This window comes from Streptomyces sp. NBC_01381, from assembly GCF_026340305.1.
Taxonomy (GTDB): Bacteria; Actinomycetota; Actinomycetes; order Streptomycetales; family Streptomycetaceae; genus Streptomyces.
In genome coordinates, this window is sequence record NZ_JAPEPI010000001.1 from 3,084,525 (window position 1) to 3,100,627 (window position 16,103).

At 72.1% G+C, this 16,103-nt stretch carries 17 protein-coding genes; 10 read left to right on the forward strand and 7 right to left on the reverse strand.

Going from position 1 to position 16,103, the window contains the following annotated elements; all coding sequences use genetic code 11:
• The 9 genes from OG453_RS14515 to lgt all read left to right on the forward strand — a co-directional run bounded on the left by OG453_RS14515 (position 1) and on the right by lgt (position 6,807).
• On the forward strand, positions 1-663 hold the full coding sequence (locus tag OG453_RS14515) for a TIGR02234 family membrane protein (protein ID WP_266868051.1): 663 nt from the start codon (positions 1-3) through the stop codon (positions 661-663).
• 91 nt (positions 664-754) lie between these two features.
• On the forward strand, positions 755-991 hold the full coding sequence (locus OG453_RS14520; RefSeq protein ID WP_266868053.1) for an HGxxPAAW family protein: 237 nt from the start codon (positions 755-757) through the stop codon (positions 989-991).
• 125 nt (positions 992-1,116) lie between these two features.
• Positions 1,117-1,560, forward strand: a complete 444-nt coding sequence (locus OG453_RS14525; protein ID WP_266868055.1) for a DUF2752 domain-containing protein — start codon at positions 1,117-1,119, stop codon at positions 1,558-1,560.
• Between the two features lie 147 nt (positions 1,561-1,707).
• Complete coding sequence (gene trpC, locus OG453_RS14530; protein WP_266868057.1) at positions 1,708-2,517, forward strand: indole-3-glycerol phosphate synthase TrpC; 810 nt, start codon at positions 1,708-1,710, stop codon at positions 2,515-2,517.
• An 8-nt stretch (positions 2,518-2,525) separates the two neighbouring features.
• Positions 2,526-2,687 carry a tryptophan biosynthesis modulator TrpM gene (gene trpM / locus OG453_RS45480; protein WP_368082027.1) on the forward strand — a complete coding sequence of 54 codons (162 nt, stop codon included), beginning with the start codon at positions 2,526-2,528 and terminating at the stop codon, positions 2,685-2,687.
• Positions 2,688-2,842: 155 nt separating this feature from the next.
• A complete protein-coding gene (gene trpB / locus OG453_RS14535; RefSeq protein ID WP_266868059.1) occupies positions 2,843-4,129 on the forward strand; it encodes a tryptophan synthase subunit beta in 1,287 nt (428 codons plus the stop codon).
• Positions 4,126-4,941, forward strand: a complete 816-nt coding sequence (trpA, locus tag OG453_RS14540) for a tryptophan synthase subunit alpha (RefSeq protein WP_266868061.1) — start codon at positions 4,126-4,128, stop codon at positions 4,939-4,941. The genes trpB and trpA overlap by 4 nt, the downstream gene beginning before the upstream one ends.
• Before the next feature lie 63 nt (positions 4,942-5,004).
• Complete coding sequence (locus OG453_RS14545; protein WP_266868063.1) at positions 5,005-5,781, forward strand: thioredoxin domain-containing protein; 777 nt, start codon at positions 5,005-5,007, stop codon at positions 5,779-5,781.
• A 78-nt stretch (positions 5,782-5,859) separates the two neighbouring features.
• Positions 5,860-6,807 (forward strand): prolipoprotein diacylglyceryl transferase, encoded by a 948-nt coding sequence (lgt, locus tag OG453_RS14550; protein WP_266868065.1) that lies wholly within the window; start codon positions 5,860-5,862, stop codon positions 6,805-6,807.
• A gap of 393 nt (positions 6,808-7,200) precedes the next feature.
• Here lgt and OG453_RS14555 read toward each other — a convergent pair whose 3' ends face one another.
• The 7 genes from OG453_RS14555 to OG453_RS14585 all read right to left on the reverse strand — a co-directional run bounded on the left by OG453_RS14555 (position 7,201) and on the right by OG453_RS14585 (position 14,960).
• On the reverse strand, positions 7,201-8,034 hold the full coding sequence (locus tag OG453_RS14555) for a CoA ester lyase (RefSeq protein WP_266868067.1): 834 nt from the start codon (positions 8,032-8,034) through the stop codon (positions 7,201-7,203).
• A complete protein-coding gene (locus tag OG453_RS14560; RefSeq protein ID WP_266868069.1) occupies positions 8,031-9,224 on the reverse strand; it encodes a CaiB/BaiF CoA-transferase family protein in 1,194 nt (397 codons plus the stop codon). Before OG453_RS14560 ends, OG453_RS14555 begins: the two co-directional genes overlap by 4 nt.
• Positions 9,221-10,129, reverse strand: a complete 909-nt coding sequence (gene rbsK, locus OG453_RS14565; RefSeq protein ID WP_266868071.1) for a ribokinase — start codon at positions 10,127-10,129, stop codon at positions 9,221-9,223. The genes OG453_RS14560 and rbsK overlap by 4 nt, the downstream gene beginning before the upstream one ends.
• Positions 10,126-11,550: an ADP-ribosylglycohydrolase family protein gene (locus OG453_RS14570; RefSeq protein WP_266868073.1), complete on the reverse strand. Its 1,425-nt coding sequence runs from the start codon at positions 11,548-11,550 to the stop codon at positions 10,126-10,128. The genes rbsK and OG453_RS14570 overlap by 4 nt, the downstream gene beginning before the upstream one ends.
• Positions 11,547-12,710, reverse strand: coding sequence for an ADP-ribosylglycohydrolase family protein (locus OG453_RS14575; RefSeq protein WP_266868075.1), 1,164 nt, complete (start codon positions 12,708-12,710; stop codon positions 11,547-11,549). The genes OG453_RS14570 and OG453_RS14575 overlap by 4 nt, the downstream gene beginning before the upstream one ends.
• The gene (locus tag OG453_RS14580; RefSeq protein ID WP_266869860.1) at positions 12,670-13,878 is read right to left on the reverse strand and encodes an ADP-ribosylglycohydrolase family protein; all 1,209 of its coding nucleotides are present in this window, start codon (positions 13,876-13,878) and stop codon (positions 12,670-12,672) included. Before OG453_RS14580 ends, OG453_RS14575 begins: the two co-directional genes overlap by 41 nt.
• Before the next feature lie 74 nt (positions 13,879-13,952).
• The gene (locus OG453_RS14585) at positions 13,953-14,960 is read right to left on the reverse strand and encodes an ADP-ribosylglycohydrolase family protein (RefSeq protein ID WP_266868077.1); all 1,008 of its coding nucleotides are present in this window, start codon (positions 14,958-14,960) and stop codon (positions 13,953-13,955) included.
• Between the two features lie 247 nt (positions 14,961-15,207).
• Here OG453_RS14585 and OG453_RS14590 point away from each other — a divergent pair, with 247 nt between their 5' ends.
• Positions 15,208-15,939 carry a VIT1/CCC1 transporter family protein gene (locus OG453_RS14590; RefSeq protein WP_266868079.1) on the forward strand — a complete coding sequence of 244 codons (732 nt, stop codon included), beginning with the start codon at positions 15,208-15,210 and terminating at the stop codon, positions 15,937-15,939.
• Positions 15,940-16,103: the final 164 nt, after the last annotated feature.

Sequence of the window (16,103 nt, forward strand, 5' to 3'; positions counted from 1 at the left end):
GTGACTTCTGCCGTACCAACGCCACGATCCGATGCCGCCCGCGCCGACGCCGAACCCGAGACCCGGGCCCGGCGCGGCGGGCGGCGCAGCATCGCCGTGGCCCTGCTGCTCGGCGCCGTCGGCGCGGCTCTCGCGCTGCTCGCGTCCCGCCGGGCCTGGGCCCACGGCACCACGTCGGTGGCGGGCGGCGACCTGCCACTGACCGCCACGGGCAGCGATGTCACGGGCGTGCCCGCGGCCCTGGCGATAGTGGGCCTGGCCGCCCTCGTCGCCGTCTTCGCGGTCCGCAAGGCGGGCCGGATGCTGGTCTCGCTGCTGCTCGCGCTGAGCGGCGCGGGCACGGTCGCCGCCGCCCTGCTCGCCGCCAACGACAGCGGCGCGCTCGACGAGAAGGCCGCCGAGGCCTCCGGCGACACGGCCGCGCGGATCGGTGATCTCAGCCACACCGGCTGGCCGTACGCGGCGGCCGCCGCGGGCGCGCTGATCCTGATCGCCGGGCTGCTCGCCCTGACGTACGGCAAGTCCTGGCCCGCGATGTCGGGGCGCTACGAACGCGACGGCGCCCCCCGCCCCCGCAAGGCGGCCCCCACGGTGGACCCCGACCGGCCCGAGGACCTGTGGAAGGCACTCGACCGCGGCGAGGACCCGACGCGCGAGGCATGACCCCCGCGCTCACGGCTTTCCCGCGAGTACGGGACAATGGAGCAGTGAGCGTTCGACTCACCACCACGCAGACAGCAACAAGGAGCAAGTAATGGCGGGCACGAGCCACGGACACACCCCGGCCGCCTGGACCGGTGCCATCATCGTCTTCATCGGTTTCTGTGTTTCGGGTGCCTTCATGGTGATGGCCAACCCGCTCGGCTTCTGGGCCGGCATGGTCATCTGCGGCGTCGGCGGCCTCGTCGGCCTCGCCATGCGCGCCGCGGGCCTGGGCCAGGCCCCCAAGCGCCAGCCGCAGGCCGCCCGGCTCGCGCCGTCCGAGGGCTGATTTTTTCTCGTACGGGTTTCTCGTACGCAGCTTTCTCCTACGCAGACGAATGAGGCGGTCCGGCAGATGCCGGGCCGCCTCATTCGTGTCTCCCCGCAGGGCGGCGGGCGCCGCCGGAGGGCAGAATGCGTCGGGTGAACGCTGAACCCGGGAGCACGGCACCGGCCGCCGGCCTCGCGCTGCGGCGCCTCGCCGTGCCCGTCGGCGTGCTCGGCTCGGTCGTGGCCGCCTTCGCCTACGTGGGGACTGTCGACCCGAACGAGCCGGGCCACTACCCGCCCTGTCCGCTGCTCCGGCTCACCGGCATCTTCTGCCCCGGCTGCGGCGGACTGCGCAGCGCCCACGCCTTCATCCACGGCGACCTCGGCGCGGCGCTCGGCGCCAACGCGCTCGCCGTCGCCGGGTACGTCGTGTTCGCCGTGGTGTGGACCCTGTGGGCGGTGCGGGCGGTGCGTGGGCGGCCGCTGCGGATCGCGTTGGGGACCGCACAGCTGTACGGCGTCGGCGCGCTGATCGCCGTTTTCACCCTCGTGCGCAATCTGCCGTTCGGGGCATGGCTGCACCCTTGATTGAACGGTGAACGCGCAGGCCCGAGGGGGTGCGGAGTGTCCAGGACGTGGGACTGGTGTCAACCGGATGCGGGGCCTTCGCTCTCCTGCGGATACCATCGCAGTGACCAACGGAATGCCTGATGAGCAGGGAAGGGGGCCGCTCGCGTGAGTGTGCTCGACGAGATCATCGACGGAGTCCGTGCCGACCTCGCGGAACGGCAGGCGCGCGTCAGCCTCGACGAGCTCAAGGAGCGCGCGGCGAAGGCTCCGGCGGCCAAGGACGGCGCCGCCGCACTGCGCGGCGACGGGGTCAAGGTCATCTGTGAGGTCAAGCGCTCCAGCCCGTCCAAGGGCGCGCTCGCCGCGATCGCCGACCCGGCGGGTCTCGCCGCCGACTATGAGGCGGGCGGCGCGGCCGTCATCTCCGTGCTGACCGAGGAGCGCCGCTTCGGCGGTTCGCTCGCCGACCTGGAGGCCGTCCGGGCCAGGGTCGACATCCCGGTGCTCCGCAAGGACTTCATCGTCACCTCGTACCAGCTGTGGGAGGCACGGGCGTACGGCGCCGACCTCGTTCTGCTGATCGTTGCCGCACTTGAACAGCCCGCCCTGGAGTCGCTCATCGAGCGCGCCGAGTCGATCGGCCTCACGCCGATCGTCGAGGTGCACGACGAGGACGAGGCCGAGCGGGCCGTCGACGCGGGGGCGCGGGTCATCGGCGTCAACAACCGCGACCTCAAGACCCTCAAGGTCGACCGCTCCACCTTCGAGCGCGTCGCCCCCGAGCTGCCGGACAGCGTCGTCAAGATCGCCGAGTCCGGTGTGCGCGGGCCGCACGACCTGATCGCCTTCGCCAACGCGGGCGCCGACGCGGTGCTCGTCGGCGAGTCCCTGGTGACCGGCCGCGACCCGAAGTCCGCCGTCTCCGACCTGGTCGCCGCGGGCGCCCACCCGGCCCTCCGCCACGGACGGAGCTGACCCCGCCGATGTCCATCGCCGCCCGCCTCGCACCTGGCTGCCGCCCCCGCGGCTGCCGGGCGCCTGCGCGACGCGTGCGCGGCAGGCGGGTCCGCTACCACATCGGATCTGAGCCCGGCCAGATCCCTGGGATGCGATGGCGACGGCGCCTTGAGCGCCGCCCGAGCTGAAACGCCCCTTCAGGGGCGCGGGGAACTGCGCGACCAGCCCAGGACGGGCCGCAGTCGCGCTCCGAACCCCAACCTGCAACGGCGTCAAGGCGTACCCACGACACCGTCAATCCCAGGACCCGGGGCGCCGGCAAGCGCCCCAGCGAGGTAACGCCATGCCCAGCAACTTCTTCATCCCCGACCCGGAGGGTCAAGTCCCCACCGCCGAGGGCTACTTCGGCGCGTTCGGCGGCAAATTCATCCCGGAGGCCCTCGTCGCCGCCGTGGACGAGGTCGCCGTCGAGTACGACAAGGCCAAGAACGACCCCGCCTTCGCCGCCGAGCTCGACGACCTCCTCGTCAACTACACGGGAAGGCCCAGCAGCCTCACGGAGGTGTCCCGCTTCGCGGAGCACGCCGGCGGCGCGCGCATCTTCCTCAAGCGCGAGGACCTGAACCACACCGGCTCGCACAAGATCAACAACGTGCTCGGCCAGGCCCTGCTCACCAAGCGCATGGGCAAGACCCGCGTCATCGCCGAGACCGGCGCGGGCCAGCACGGCGTCGCCACGGCCACCGCCTGCGCGCTCTTCGGCCTCGACTGCACCATCTACATGGGCGAGATCGACACCCAGCGCCAGGCCCTGAACGTGGCCCGCATGCGCATGCTCGGCGCCGAGGTCGTGGCCGTGAAGTCCGGCAGCCGCACCCTCAAGGACGCCATCAACGAGGCGTTCCGCGACTGGGTCGCCAACGTGGACCGCACGCACTACCTCTTCGGGACTGTCGCGGGCCCGCACCCCTTCCCCGCCATGGTCCGCGACTTCCACCGGGTCATCGGGGTGGAGGCCCGGCGGCAGATCCTGGAGCGCGCCGGACGCCTGCCCGACGCCGCCGTCGCCTGTGTGGGCGGCGGATCCAACGCCATCGGCCTCTTCCACGCCTTCATCCCGGACGCCGGCGTACGCCTCATCGGCTGCGAGCCCGCAGGGCACGGCGTCGAGACCGGCGAGCACGCGGCCACGCTGACCGCGGGCGAGCCGGGCATCCTGCACGGCTCACGGTCGTACGTCCTCCAGGACGAGGAGGGTCAGATCACCGAGCCCTACTCGATCTCCGCAGGACTCGACTACCCGGGCATCGGCCCCGAGCACGCCTTCCTCAAGGACAGCGGCCGCGGCGAGTACCGCGCGGTCACCGACGACGCGGCCATGCAGGCGCTGCGGCTCCTGTCGCGGACCGAGGGCATCATCCCGGCCATCGAGAGCGCCCACGCGCTGGCCGGGGCGATCGAGGTCGGCAAGGAGCTCGGCAAGGACGGGCTGATGATCGTCAACCTGTCCGGCCGCGGCGACAAGGACATGGACACGGCCGCGCGGTACTTCGGCCTGTACGAAACGGACGCCACCGTAGAGGCGGACGCGTCCGCCAACGGCGCTGAGATCAAGGGGGACGCCAAGTGAGCGGCAACATCCAGCTGTTGAGCGACACCCTCGCGGCAGCGAAGTCCGAGGGGCGTTCCGCCCTCATCGCCTACCTCCCGGCCGGGTTCCCGACCGTGGACGGCGGCATCGCGGCGATCAAGGCCGTCTTCGACGGCGGCGCGGACGTCGTGGAGGTCGGTCTCCCGCACAGCGACCCCGTGCTCGACGGCCCCGTCATCCAGACCGCCGACGACATCGCGCTCAAGGCGGGCCTGAAGATCGCCGACGTGATGCGCACGGTCCGCGAGGCCCACGAGGCGACCGGCAAGCCGGTGCTCGTCATGACGTACTGGAATCCGATCGACCGCTACGGCATCGAGCGCTTCACCGCCGAGCTCGCCGAAGCCGGCGGCGCGGGCTGCATCCTGCCCGACCTGCCCGTCCAGGAGTCCGCGCTCTGGAGGGAGCACGCCGAGAAGCACGGCCTGGCGACGGTCTTCGTCGTCGCGCCGAGCAGCAAGGACGAGCGCCTCGCCACCATCACGGCGGCCGGCTCGGGCTTTGTGTACGCGGCGTCCCTGATGGGTGTCACCGGCACCCGGGAGTCCGTCGGCGAGCAGGCACAGGAGCTGGTGCGGCGCACCAAGGCCACCACCGACCTGCCGGTCTGTGTCGGCCTCGGCGTCTCCAACGCCCGCCAGGCCGCCGAGGTCGCCGGCTTCGCCGACGGCGTGATCGTCGGCTCCGCGTTCGTCCAGCGCATGCTGGACGCCCCGGACGAGGCCGCCGGTCTCGCCGCGGTCCGCGCGCTCGCGGGTGATCTTGCCAAGGGTGTGCGCGGGAACGCGTAACTCGTACGGGTGGACCTGGGACCGGGGGGGCATGCTCGTGCCTCCCCGGTTCGTTGGCGGGGTGTGAGCGAGAAGAACCGTGAGGGAAAGCGCGCGGCCCGCGACCGGCTGGCGGAAGAGCGAGAGCGGCAGAAGTCGCGGGAGAAGCAGCGCAGGGTGTTGATCGTGAGCGCCGCCGTCGTCGGCGTCCTCGCGCTGGCCACCGTGGCGGGCCTGCTCGCCTCCAACGCGGGAGACGACAAGGAAAAGTCGGGTCCCGTCGCGATCCCGCAGGGGGCGAACGGCAAGGATCAGCTCGCGCTCCCCGTGGGCAAGGACAGCGCCAAGTCGGCCCTCACCATCTGGGAGGACTTCCGCTGCCCCGCCTGCAAGTCCTTCGAGGACGCGTACCGCACGACGATCCATGAGCTCACCGACAAGGGCCAGCTCAAGGTCGACTATCACCTGGCCACGCTCATCGACGGGAACATGGGCGGCAGCGGCTCGCTGCGCGCGGCCAACGCGGCGGCCTGCGCCCAGGACGCCGGGAAGTTCACCCCGTACCACGACGTGCTGTTCAAGAATCAGCCCGCGGAGACGGACGACGCCTTCGCCAAGAACAGCCGGCTGCTCGAGCTCGCGGGCCAGGTCGACGGGCTCGACACCGCCTCTTTCAAGAAGTGCGTCGAGGACGGCGAGCACGACAGCTGGGTCGACAAGTCGAACAAGGCCTTCCAGGACGCGGGCCTGCAGGGCACGCCCACCGTGCTGCTCGACGGGAAGAACATCTTCGCGGACCAGAAGAATCCGCTGACCCCGGCGAAGCTGAAGGCGATGGTGGAGAAGGCGAACGCGGCGTAGCCGGCGAGGCGTAGTTATGGAGCCGTAGCCGGGCTGGTTGCCTTGGGCACCACCCGGCACGGTAGCGTCGGACCTGCCATGGACCTTGCCTTCATTCCCAGCCCGTCGCGCGGTGTGGTCGAACTCGGACCCATTCCGCTGCGCGGCTACGCGTTCTGCATCATCATCGGCGTCTTCGTCGCCGTCTGGCTCGGCAACAAGCGGTGGATCGCTCGCGGGGGCCGCCCAGGCACCGTGGCCGACATCTCCGTCTGGGCCGTGCCGTTCGGCCTCGTCGGCGGGCGTCTCTACCACGTGATCACGGACTACCAGCTGTACTTCAGCGAGGGCCGTGACTGGGTGGACGCCTTCAAGATCTGGGAGGGCGGCCTCGGTATCTGGGGCGCGATCGCGTTCGGCGCGGTCGGCGCCTGGATCGGCTGTCGCCGGCGCGGCATCCCGCTGCCCGCCTGGGCCGACGCGCTCGCCCCCGGCATCGCCTTCGCCCAGGCGATCGGCCGCTGGGGCAACTGGTTCAACCAGGAGCTGTACGGCAAGGCCACGGATCTGCCGTGGGCGCTGAAGATCACTTCGGCGGAGGACGGGCGGGTGCCGGGCACGTACCACCCCACCTTCCTCTACGAATCCCTCTGGTGCATCGGCGTCGGCTTCCTGGTCATCTGGGCCGACCGGCGCTTCAAGCTCGGGCACGGGCGGGCGTTCGCGCTGTACGTGGCGTCGTACTGCGCCGGGCGCGGCTGGATCGAGTACATGCGCGTCGATGACGCCCACCATGTCCTGGGCCTCCGCCTGAACGTCTGGACCGCCATCGCGGTGTTCATCCTCGCGGTCGTCTACTTCGTCCTGTCGGCGAAGCTGCGGCCTGGCCGGGAGGAAGTGGTGGAGCCGGCCGCCTCCGGCGAGGGAGAGCCGTCTGAGGGCGAGGGCGAGCTGTCGCTGGAGAAGAAGGACGAGGCCGAGGCCGAGGCCGAGAGTGAAGCCGAAGCCGAGGCGGAGTCCGGGTCCGGGTCCGCCAAGAAGGGTTAGCCGCCCTTTTCGTACGTAGACGGGGCCGCCGGATCGTTTGATCCGGCGGCCCCTTCGCGTGGGCGGAGGGGCGGGGGTCCGGGATCACCGCTGCGGGCCGTCTGGGCTTCTCACTGTTACGACAGACTTTCCCGCCCACCCGCCCGATTGCCTTGCGGCGGACGTTTCGCCCCCCGCCCGATTGCCCTGCGACAGACTTTCCGCCCCCCAGCCGATTGCTCTGCGGCGGACGCTTCGCCGCCCGCCCGATTGCCCTGCGGCGGACATGACCGCCCACCCATCCCGGGCAATCGGGTGGGTGGGTGGGTGGGAAGGCTTGTTCGGTGGGGGTGTGGTGCGGGGTGATCGGGTGGGTGGGTGGGAAAGCTTGTTCGGTGGGGGTGTGCTGCGGGGTCAGAGTTGGCGGTGCGTGAGGGAGAGGGTGCGGCGGGCGCCCTCCACCACCGCCGCGTCGACGAACGTGCCGTCCGGGAGGGCCAGTGCTCCCGACTCCGTTGCCGCCGCCTTGAGGATCTGTTCGGCGTGGTCCACCTCCTCCGGGGTGGGGAGGTAGGCCCGCTCGATCACCGGGAGCTGCCGGGGATGAATCGCCGCGCGGCCCAGGAAGCCGAGCCCGCGGCCGTGGGCGCAGGACGCGGCGAGCCCCGGCAGGTCGAGGATGTCCGGGTACACCGACTGCGCCGGCGGCGCTAGCCCCGCCGCCCGCGCGGCCACCACCACGCGGGCCCGCGCCCAGTCGAGGCCCGCGTCGTCCCGTACTCCCAGATCCGCGCGGAGATCCGCCTCGCCGATGGACAGGCCGTGCAGGGCCGGGTGCGCGGTGGCGATGGCGTACGCGTGCTCAAGACCGACGGCCGATTCGAGCAGGGCGTGCAGGGCCGGGGCGCCGCCGTCCGCGGGGGCCGCCTGCTCGGCGACGCGGACGACGTCGGCGGCGCACGTCACCTTCGGCAGGCGAAGCCCGGAGACCCCGGGAAGGTGCGCGATCGCCCGGAGATCGGCCCCGGCGAGCGGGCCGTCCAGGGCGTTCACGCGGACGTGCACCGGGACGGGCGGAGGATCGGAGAGAAGGTCGGCCGTCGCCGATCTCGCGTACTCCTTGCGGTCGGGGCCGACCGCGTCCTCCAGGTCGACGATGACGGCATCGGCGCCCGCGAGCAGCGCCTTCGCCACCACGGCCGGACGGTCGCCGGGGGCGTACAGCCAGGTCAGCGGGGTGTCTCTCACAGGGCGCCCGCCTTGCGCAGCTCGGTGATCTCCCCTTCGGACAGGCCGAGTTCGGTCAGGACCGCATCCGTGTCCGCGCCGTGCGGGCGGCCCGCCCAGCCGATGCCGCCCGGTGTCTCGGAGAGCCGGAAGAGGACGTTCTGCATGCGCAGGGGCCCCAGCTCCGGGTCGGGCACGGTGGTGACGGTGTTCAGGGCCTCGTACTGCGGGTCCGTCATGACGTCGCGTACGTCCTGGATCGGGGCGACGGCGGCCTCCGCCTTCTCGAACGCCTCGATCACCTCCGCGCGGGTGTGGCGGGCGATCCAGCCGCCGACCGCCTCGTCGAGCACGTCCGCGTGGCCGGCCCGGTCCGCGCCGCTCGCGAACCAGGGCTCGGCGATCAGGTCGGGGCGGCCCACAAGCCGCAGCACGCGTTCCGCGATGGACTGCGCGGAGGTGGAGACGGCGACCCAACTCCCGTCCGCCGTGCGGTAGGTGTTGCGGGGCGCGTTGTTCGTCGAGCGGTTGCCGGTGCGGGGCTGTACGTGGCCCAGCTGGTCGTACCAGAGCGGATGCGGGCCGAGGACCGTGAGGATCGGCTCGATGATCGCCATGTCCACCACCTGGCCACGGCCCGTGCGGTCGCGTGCCGCGAGCGCCGTCATCACCGCGTACGCCGTCGCAAGACCCGCGATCGAATCGGCGAGGCCGAAGGGCGGAAGGGTCGGCGGCCCGTCCGGTTCGCCGGTGATCGCGGCGAAACCGCTCATCGCCTCGGCGAGCGTGCCGAAACCGGGGCGGCGGGCGTACGGGCCGAACTGGCCGAAGCCCGTGACGCGGGCCAGGACCAGGCGGGGATTGGTCTCGCTCAGCTCCTCCCAGCCCAGGTCCCATTTCTCCAGGGTGCCGGGACGGAAGTTCTCGATGATCACGTCGGCGGTCGCGGCGAGCCGCAGGAGCGTGGTGCGGCCGCCGGGCGTCGAGAGGTCGAGGGTCATGGTGCGCTTGTTGCGGCCGAGCAGCTTCCACCACAGGCCGACGCCGTCCTTCGACGGGCCGTGGCCGCGGGACGGGTCGGGGCGCGTGGGGTGCTCGACCTTGACGACCTCCGCGCCGAAGTCGCCGAGCATCGTCGCGGCGAGCGGTCCTGCGAAGAGGGTCGCGACATCGAGTACGCGCAGACCCGTGAGGGGTGCCTGTGCTGTCATGACGCTGCGCCGTTCGCTTCGTTGTCGATCTCCGAGCGGTACGGCATGGACGCCGAGGCCCCGGGCCGCTGGACGGAGAGCGCCGCCGCCGTCGACGCCCACGCGAGTGCCTCCGGCACCGAGCTGCCCTCGGCGAGCGCCACCGCGAGGGTGCCGACGAAGGTGTCGCCCGCGCCGGTCGTGTCGACGGCGGTGACGTGCGGGGCCTCCACGAGGACCGGCTCGGAGTCGCGGGCCGCGTACAGGCTGCCGCGCGCGCCCAGGGTGACGACGACCTCGGGGACCTGGTCGAGCAGCGCCTTGGCCGCCGCGTGCGGGTCGGTGATGCCGGTGAGGGTGGCCGCCTCGTGTTCGTTGGGCACCAACAGGTCGGTGGCTGCGAGGAGTTCGGGCGGCAGCGCCTGCGCGGGTGCGGGGGTCAGGATGGTGCGTACGCCGTGCCTGCGGGCGGCCTGCGCCGCGGCGAGCACCCCTTCCACGGGGATCTCCAGTTGGAGCAGCAGGGTGTCGGCCGATGCGATCAGGCCCTCGTCACCGGGGGCGAGCGCGGTGAGCGTGCCGTTGGCGCCGGGGATGACGACGATCGCATTGCCGCCCTCGTCGTCGACCACGATGTGGGCCGTGCCGGTGGCCGCGGTGTCGACGGTGCGCAGCAGGTCGGTGTCGACGCCGGAGTGCTCCAGTGTGCTGCGGAGCCGGGTGCCGAAGGCGTCGGCGCCGACCGCGCCGATCATCGAGACGTTGTCGGCGCCGGCGCGGGCCGCGGCGACGGCCTGGTTGGCGCCCTTGCCGCCGGGGAGCGTGCGGAACTCCCGCCCGGTGACGGTCTCGCCGCGTTGCGGCGCCTTGGCCACGTACGCGATGAGGTCCATGTTCGTGCTGCCGAGCACGGCGATGTGGGTCATGGGTGGGGGATCTCCTGGGGCGCGTGGGTCGGGTCGGCCGCGTGGGTCGTGTTGGCCGTGTTGGCCGTGTTGGTCTCGTGGGCGAGTTCGGTGGTGAGGTCCGCGAGGGTGTCGAAACCGATGCCGTCGAAGCCGGTGACGGAGGTGGCGAGACGGTTCTCGAGCGGGGACGTCCAGCGGTCCGGGAGCGCGTCCGGGTGGCCGGCGAGCAGGCCCGCGATCGAGCCCGCGGTGGCGCCGTTCGAGTCGGTGTCCCAGCCGCCGGAGACGGCGCGGGTGATGGAGCCGGTGAAGTCGCCTTCGGCGTGGGTGAGAGCCGCGGCGAGCAGGGCGGCGTTGGGGACGACGTGGACCCAGTGGTAGTGGCCGTAGGTGGCGTGGAGCTCGTCCACGACGTGGTCGAAGTGTCGCTGTTCCCGGGCCAGTTGGATGCCGTGGCGGACGGCTCGGGCGAGACGGGAGTCCTCGGGTACGACGGTGAGGCCGGTGCGCAGACAGTGGTGGACGTCGTCAGTGCCTGCCGCCGCCTCGGCGATGGTGGCCGCCGCGAACATCGCGCCGTACACGCCGTTGGCGGTGTGGGTGAGGGCCGCGTCGCGGTGGGCCTGTTCGGCGGCTTTCGCGGGGGCGCCGGGGTTGGTCCAGCCGTGGACGTCGGCGCGGATCAGGGCGCCGATCCACTCGCGGAAGGGGTTGTGGTGGGTGGCGGTGTGCGGGGGTTCGATGCCGTTGAGGAGGTTGCGGTAGGCGATGCGTTCGGCGGTGAAGGTGCGGGCCGCGGGGAGTTCGTCCAGCCAGAGCCTGGCCACGTCCGTGGTGGTGAAGGTTTTGCCGTGGCGTTGGAGGAGGCGGAGGTTGAGGAGGGGGTAGTTGAGGTCGTCGTCCTCGGGCATGCCGGTGATGTTTTCGGCGAGGGAGGTCTTTGCGGAGCGCTTGTTCCAGGGGTAGGCCTGTTTGAGGTCCTGGGGGACGCCTTCTGCCGTGAACCAGGTGTTCAGGGGCCAGTTGCCTGTTGCTTTGGCGAGGCTTCGGATGCCGGCGAGGGGGAGTTTCTCCACTGGTTTGCCCAGGAGGCAGCCTGCGGCTCTGCCGAGCCAGGCGGCGTGTAGGCGGTTTCTGGTTACGCCCTGGGCCTGTTCTGTCGGTGCTCGAAGGTTGGCGTTGTGCCCACCCGTTCCGCCCTGCGGAACGCCTGCCCACAACTGAGGCGGGGCGGTCAGTTCGGTCAACAGGTGTTCCGCCAGGGCTCGTAGGTGTGGGGAAGCCGGGGTTGGGGACGCGCCGGCTTGGGGTGGGGGGAGGGTGCCTCCTGCTGCCAACCAGCGGGTCTGGATGGTGGTGGTGTCTCGGCCCTCCTCCTCTGACTGGCGGAGTTCGTGGGCGATGAGGTCCTCCGGCTGGACCCAGGTGAGGCGGATCATGTTGTTGCCGTCAGGGCCGTGTACGCCGACTCGTGGGCGCGGCGGCGGTGTACGTCCCGGGTGAAGATCTCCTGGGTGACCTCCGTCAGGGTGGTCGCGGGGGCCTGCAGGTCCAGGCGGCTGGCCTCCGCCACCGTCTTGGCCCACTCGGGCGGCGCGCCGGAGCCCAGTGCGCCCGCGATCGCGCCGCTCATCGTCGCGATGGAGTCGCAGTCCCGGCCGTAGTTGACCGAGCCGAGGACGGTGTGGCGGTAGTCGCCGTCGCCGATCAGGAGCATGGCGAGGGCGATGGGGAGTTCCTCGATGGAGTGGAGGCGGGACGGACGGCGGGCGCCGAGGGACGGGTTGCGGTAGTCGGGGCCGACCGTGTCGAAGGGGGTGACCGCAGTGCGGAGGGGGACCAGCGCCGACTCGAACTCCCGGTGATGGGAGGCCACTTCGGCCGCCTCCTCGATCGCGGACCGGGTGCCGTCCTTCGCGAGGGAGAGGGCGGTGTCGATCACCGAGGTGGGCGTGGCGCCGGGTACGCACGCCGCCGCGACCGCCGCCGCGAAGACTCCGGCGGCCTCCCGTCCGTACGACGACTGGTGCGCGCCCGCGACGTCGAGCGCCTCGGCGTACGCGCCCGCCGGGTTGGCCGCGTTGATGAGGCCGACCGGCGCCATGTACATCGCGGCGCCGCAGTTCACGATGTTCCCGGTGCCTGCTTCGCGCGGGTCGACGTGGCCGTAGTGGATGCGGGCGACGAGCCACTTCTCGGCGAGGAAGATCCGCTGGAGGGGGAGGGCTTCGGCCTCGAGTTCCGGGATCCAGCGGGGGTTCGTCATGAGGTCGGGGACCAGGTGGTCGGCGACGGCGTAGGCGTCCAAGTGGTCGCGGACGGCGGCGTACACGCGGATCAGTGCGTGGGTCATCAAGGTGTCGTCGGTGATGTGTCCGTCGCCCTTGTGGTACGGCGCGATGGGGCGCGCGGTGCGCCAGCGCTCGGCGTTCCAGGGGCCGACGATGCCGTGTACGCGGCCGCCGTGCCGTTCGAGGATCTGCTCGGGGGAGTAGCCCTCGACGGGGCCGCCCAGGGCGTCGCCGACGGCGGCGCCGACGAGGCAGGCGGTGACGCGTTCAGGGAGCGATACCGCTGGTGGTTCCATTGCTTGCGTCATGTCGGGATTGTCCTCCTGGGGTGGTCGGTTCCGTGGCTGCCAGGTGCCCGGCGAGTTCCACCAGGTCGGTGCCGGCGAGGCGGGGGAGCGCGCAGCCGGAGAGGGTGCGGCAGGCGTCGCGCCAGGCTTCGGGGATGGCGGTCGCCGTGCCGAGCGCGCCGGTCAGCGCGCCGGCGAGGGCGGGTGCGGAGTCCGCGACGCGCGAGAGGCACGCGGCGGCGGGCACCGCGTCGCGGATCCGGCCGCGGGCGGCGGTGGTCAGGGCGAGGGCGACCGGGACGGTTTCGGCGGCGGCGATGCCGTAGCTGTAGACGTGGTCGACGATCTGGTGCTCCAGGAGGGGGACGATGCCGAACGCGCCGTCCTCCTCTGCCTGGGTGCGGGCGAGTTTGACGGCGTGCCAGGCGTTGCGGCCGATCTCGGTGTGCTCGGGGAGCAGGGCGAGGGCGGCGTCCACGGACGCGTCGACGTCGGCGCCGCCGAGCGCGGCTGCGATCGCCGCGGCCATGGCGCGGGCGCCGTGCACGCCGTCGCCGTCCTGGGTGTAGCGGGCGTCGAACTCGGCGAGGGCGGCGGCCTGTTCGGGATCGCCCGGGTGGACCAGGGCGAGGACGCAGGCGCGTACGCAGGCGGCGTCGTCGAAGAAGTGGGGGTTGTCGTGGCCGGTGGCGGGTGGGCGCAGGCCTGTGGCGAGGTTGCCGAGGCCGGCGCGGACGGAGATGCGGGCGCGGAGGGGGAGTACGGCGGACTCGACCTCGGGGGCGCGGGCCGCTGCGGCGGCGATTTCGCTGGCGAGGGCGGACCAGGCGAGGTCCAGGGCCGCGCGGACCCGGCGGTCCAGGGGTAGTTGGGGGTCGAGCGTTCCGTCCGCTGCGCGGAGCAGTGATTCGGCGGTGAAGGCGGCCCATTCGGCGTCGTCGGAGGGGCCGAGGCGGAGGGGTTCCGGGGGCTGGTTGAGGGCGATGGGGACGGGGAGGGTGGTGGTTGCGTTCTGCTCGGCGAAGGTGTCGAGTTCGCGGGTGAGTCTTCGTGTCCACTCGGGCATGCGGGCGGCGCGGTGCTTGGCCGCGGGCCAACCGGCGGCGTCGCCCGCCGCGAGGCCGAGGAGCAGCCCCTCGGTGCGACTTGCCCCACTTTCCTGGACGCCCCGTTCATCGGCACCCGGCATCGAAGGCTGTGCCCACCCGTTCCGCCGTGCGGAACGCCTGCCCACAGCGGGGGCGGCCGGTGCTTCTTCCGTTGTCACCACGCCTCCCCGTCAGGGACCAGCAGCTCCGCCACGTCCAGTACGTGATGCCCCCGCATCGAAGGCAGACAGCTGCCCCGCGCGGGAGCGATGGCCGCCCCCCACGGCAGGGGAATCGCCGAAACACCGCAGCTCGCGCCGGCCAACGCGCCGGCCACCGCGGCAGTCGTATCCGCGTCCCGCCCCATGTTCACCGCGGTCAGCACCGCCCCCCGGAAACGGCCCGCCGCCGAGGCGTACGCGCCGAAGGCGAGGCCCACCGCCTCCGGGGCGAGGTCGGTCCAGGGGTAGCCCCCGATCACCACCGCGGAGCGCACCGCCCGTTCCCCCCGGTGCGCCACCGCCACCGCCCGCCGCAGCGAGCGCGACGTCCAGCAGTCCTCCGGGATGACGGACAGCGCGGCGGCCACCACGGAGTCCACCGGTGCGCCGCCCATCGCCGCCGCGACCCCCGCCGCCACGGCCTGCCCGCCGTAGATGCCCTCGCCGTCATGGCTGACCGAGCCGTCGATCGCGACGAGGCGCGCCGCTTCGGCGGGCCGGCCCGCGGCGAAGACCCCGAAGGGCGCGGCCCGCATCGCCAGGCCGTCGCTCCAGGCGTGCCGGTGCTGGGCGGAGATGGGGGCGGCCAGACCCCGCCGCAGATTCTCCAGCGTGCCCCGCTCGCTGAACCCGGCCCCCCGAAAAGGCCCCTCGTCGAGATCCGCGATCCACTCGTGCCAGGCGGCCTCGACGTGCCCGACGGTCAGCGCCGAGCCGTGCCGGGCGAGCAGAAGCCCGGAGAAGATCGCGTACTCGGTGTCGTCCGTGCCCGCCGGCTGTTCGGCGACGTAACCGGTGATGCGGCCCCAACGGGCTCGGATCTCGGACGGTTTCATGTTCTCCGCGGGTGCGCCGAGCGCGTCGCCGACCGCCAGGCCGAGCAGCGCGCCGCGCGCCCGTTCACGGAGGTCGCCGGCGTCGCCGGGCGTCGGGACCGAGGGAACGCATGCGATGGATGCCATGCCGAGCCTCCCTGTAGCGCAGGTGGAGCGAGTACCGCTGGATGCGGTGCTTGGTTCATCCCTGCCACATGGGGTGCTCACACGAGCATCCCAGAGCTCAGATCACTCCTTCGCTCGTCTCTCCGGGGCCGTCGCCACCCCCTCCGCCGACCCGCGTTTTCGCAGGTAAGTACGGCCTTCCTTGCTGGCGGGAGTCATTTTTCGCGCGTACTTTCGAACTCGTCCAAGTATTGAGGGGGTCCACACCATGGCGATCATCGAGACCGAAGCGACGCTGCACGAGGCGCACCGCGACAACCACACCCACCGTGACGTGAACGGTGGCTGGCTGCGCCCGGCCGTGTTCGGCGCGATGGACGGCCTGGTGTCCAACCTGGCGCTGATGACCGGTGTCGCGGGCGGCTCGGTCGCACAGCAGACGATCGTCATCACCGGCCTCGCGGGGCTCGCCGCGGGTGCCTTCTCCATGGCCGCGGGCGAGTACACCTCCGTCGCCTCGCAGCGCGAGCTGGTGCAGGCCGAACTGGATGTGGAGCGCAGGGAGTTGCGCAAGCACCCGGCGGACGAGGAGAAGGAGCTCGCCGAGCTGTACGCGTCGCGCGGCGTCGAGCCGGGCCTGGCCCGCGAGGTCGCCCGGCAGCTGTCCAGGGATCCCGAGCAGGCCCTGGAGATCCACGCCCGCGAGGAGCTCGGCATCGACCCGGGCGATCTGCCCTCGCCGGCCGTCGCCGCGGTGTCGTCCTTCGGCGCCTTCGCGCTCGGCGCCCTGCTCCCCGTACTGCCGTATCTGCTCGGCGCGACCTCGCTCCTGCCTGCCGTGCTGCTCGCGCTCGTCGGGCTCTTCGCCTGCGGTGCCGTCGTTGCGAAGGTGACCGCGCGGTCCTGGTGGTTCAGCGGTCTGCGGCAGCTCGCGCTCGGCGGGGCGGCGGCGGGTGTGACGTACGCCCTGGGCAGCTTCTTCGGTACCACCGTAGGATGAGCCGATGCAGTCCTATGCGAGGTCCTGCATAAGTAGCCGTTACTCGGCGGTTTCGATTCCTTAACCACCGGGCATGAGCCGTAAGCGCTGCGGGCAATGAGGCCTGTGTCGCTCTGGGCCCACGGTCATGGATCTGTCCGCATAGGCCCCTTCCCTGCCGCTCC

What these genes read in the sequence shown, in the direction of transcription:
- OG453_RS14570 (WP_266868073.1), bottom strand. Translation starts at nt 11,550, where the DNA reads ATGATCCGCCTCACCTGGGTCCAGCCGGAGGACCTCATCGCCCACGAA.
- trpB (WP_266868059.1), top strand. Translation starts at nt 2,843, where the DNA reads ATGCCCAGCAACTTCTTCATCCCCGACCCGGAGGGTCAAGTCCCCACC.
- rbsK (WP_266868071.1), bottom strand. Translation starts at nt 10,129, where the DNA reads ATGACCCACATCGCCGTGCTCGGCAGCACGAACATGGACCTCATCGCG.
- OG453_RS14585 (WP_266868077.1), bottom strand. Translation starts at nt 14,960, where the DNA reads ATGGCATCCATCGCATGCGTTCCCTCGGTCCCGACGCCCGGCGACGCC.
- OG453_RS14520 (WP_266868053.1), top strand. Translation starts at nt 755, where the DNA reads ATGGCGGGCACGAGCCACGGACACACCCCGGCCGCCTGGACCGGTGCC.
- lgt (WP_266868065.1), top strand. Translation starts at nt 5,860, where the DNA reads ATGGACCTTGCCTTCATTCCCAGCCCGTCGCGCGGTGTGGTCGAACTC.
- OG453_RS14590 (WP_266868079.1), top strand. Translation starts at nt 15,208, where the DNA reads ATGGCGATCATCGAGACCGAAGCGACGCTGCACGAGGCGCACCGCGAC.
- OG453_RS14580 (WP_266869860.1), bottom strand. Translation starts at nt 13,878, where the DNA reads ATGCCGGGTGCCGATGAACGGGGCGTCCAGGAAAGTGGGGCAAGTCGC.
- OG453_RS14575 (WP_266868075.1), bottom strand. Translation starts at nt 12,710, where the DNA reads ATGACGCAAGCAATGGAACCACCAGCGGTATCGCTCCCTGAACGCGTC.
- OG453_RS14560 (WP_266868069.1), bottom strand. Translation starts at nt 9,224, where the DNA reads ATGACAGCACAGGCACCCCTCACGGGTCTGCGCGTACTCGATGTCGCG.
- trpM (WP_368082027.1), top strand. Translation starts at nt 2,526, where the DNA reads ATGTCCATCGCCGCCCGCCTCGCACCTGGCTGCCGCCCCCGCGGCTGC.
- OG453_RS14525 (WP_266868055.1), top strand. Translation starts at nt 1,117, where the DNA reads ATGCGTCGGGTGAACGCTGAACCCGGGAGCACGGCACCGGCCGCCGGC.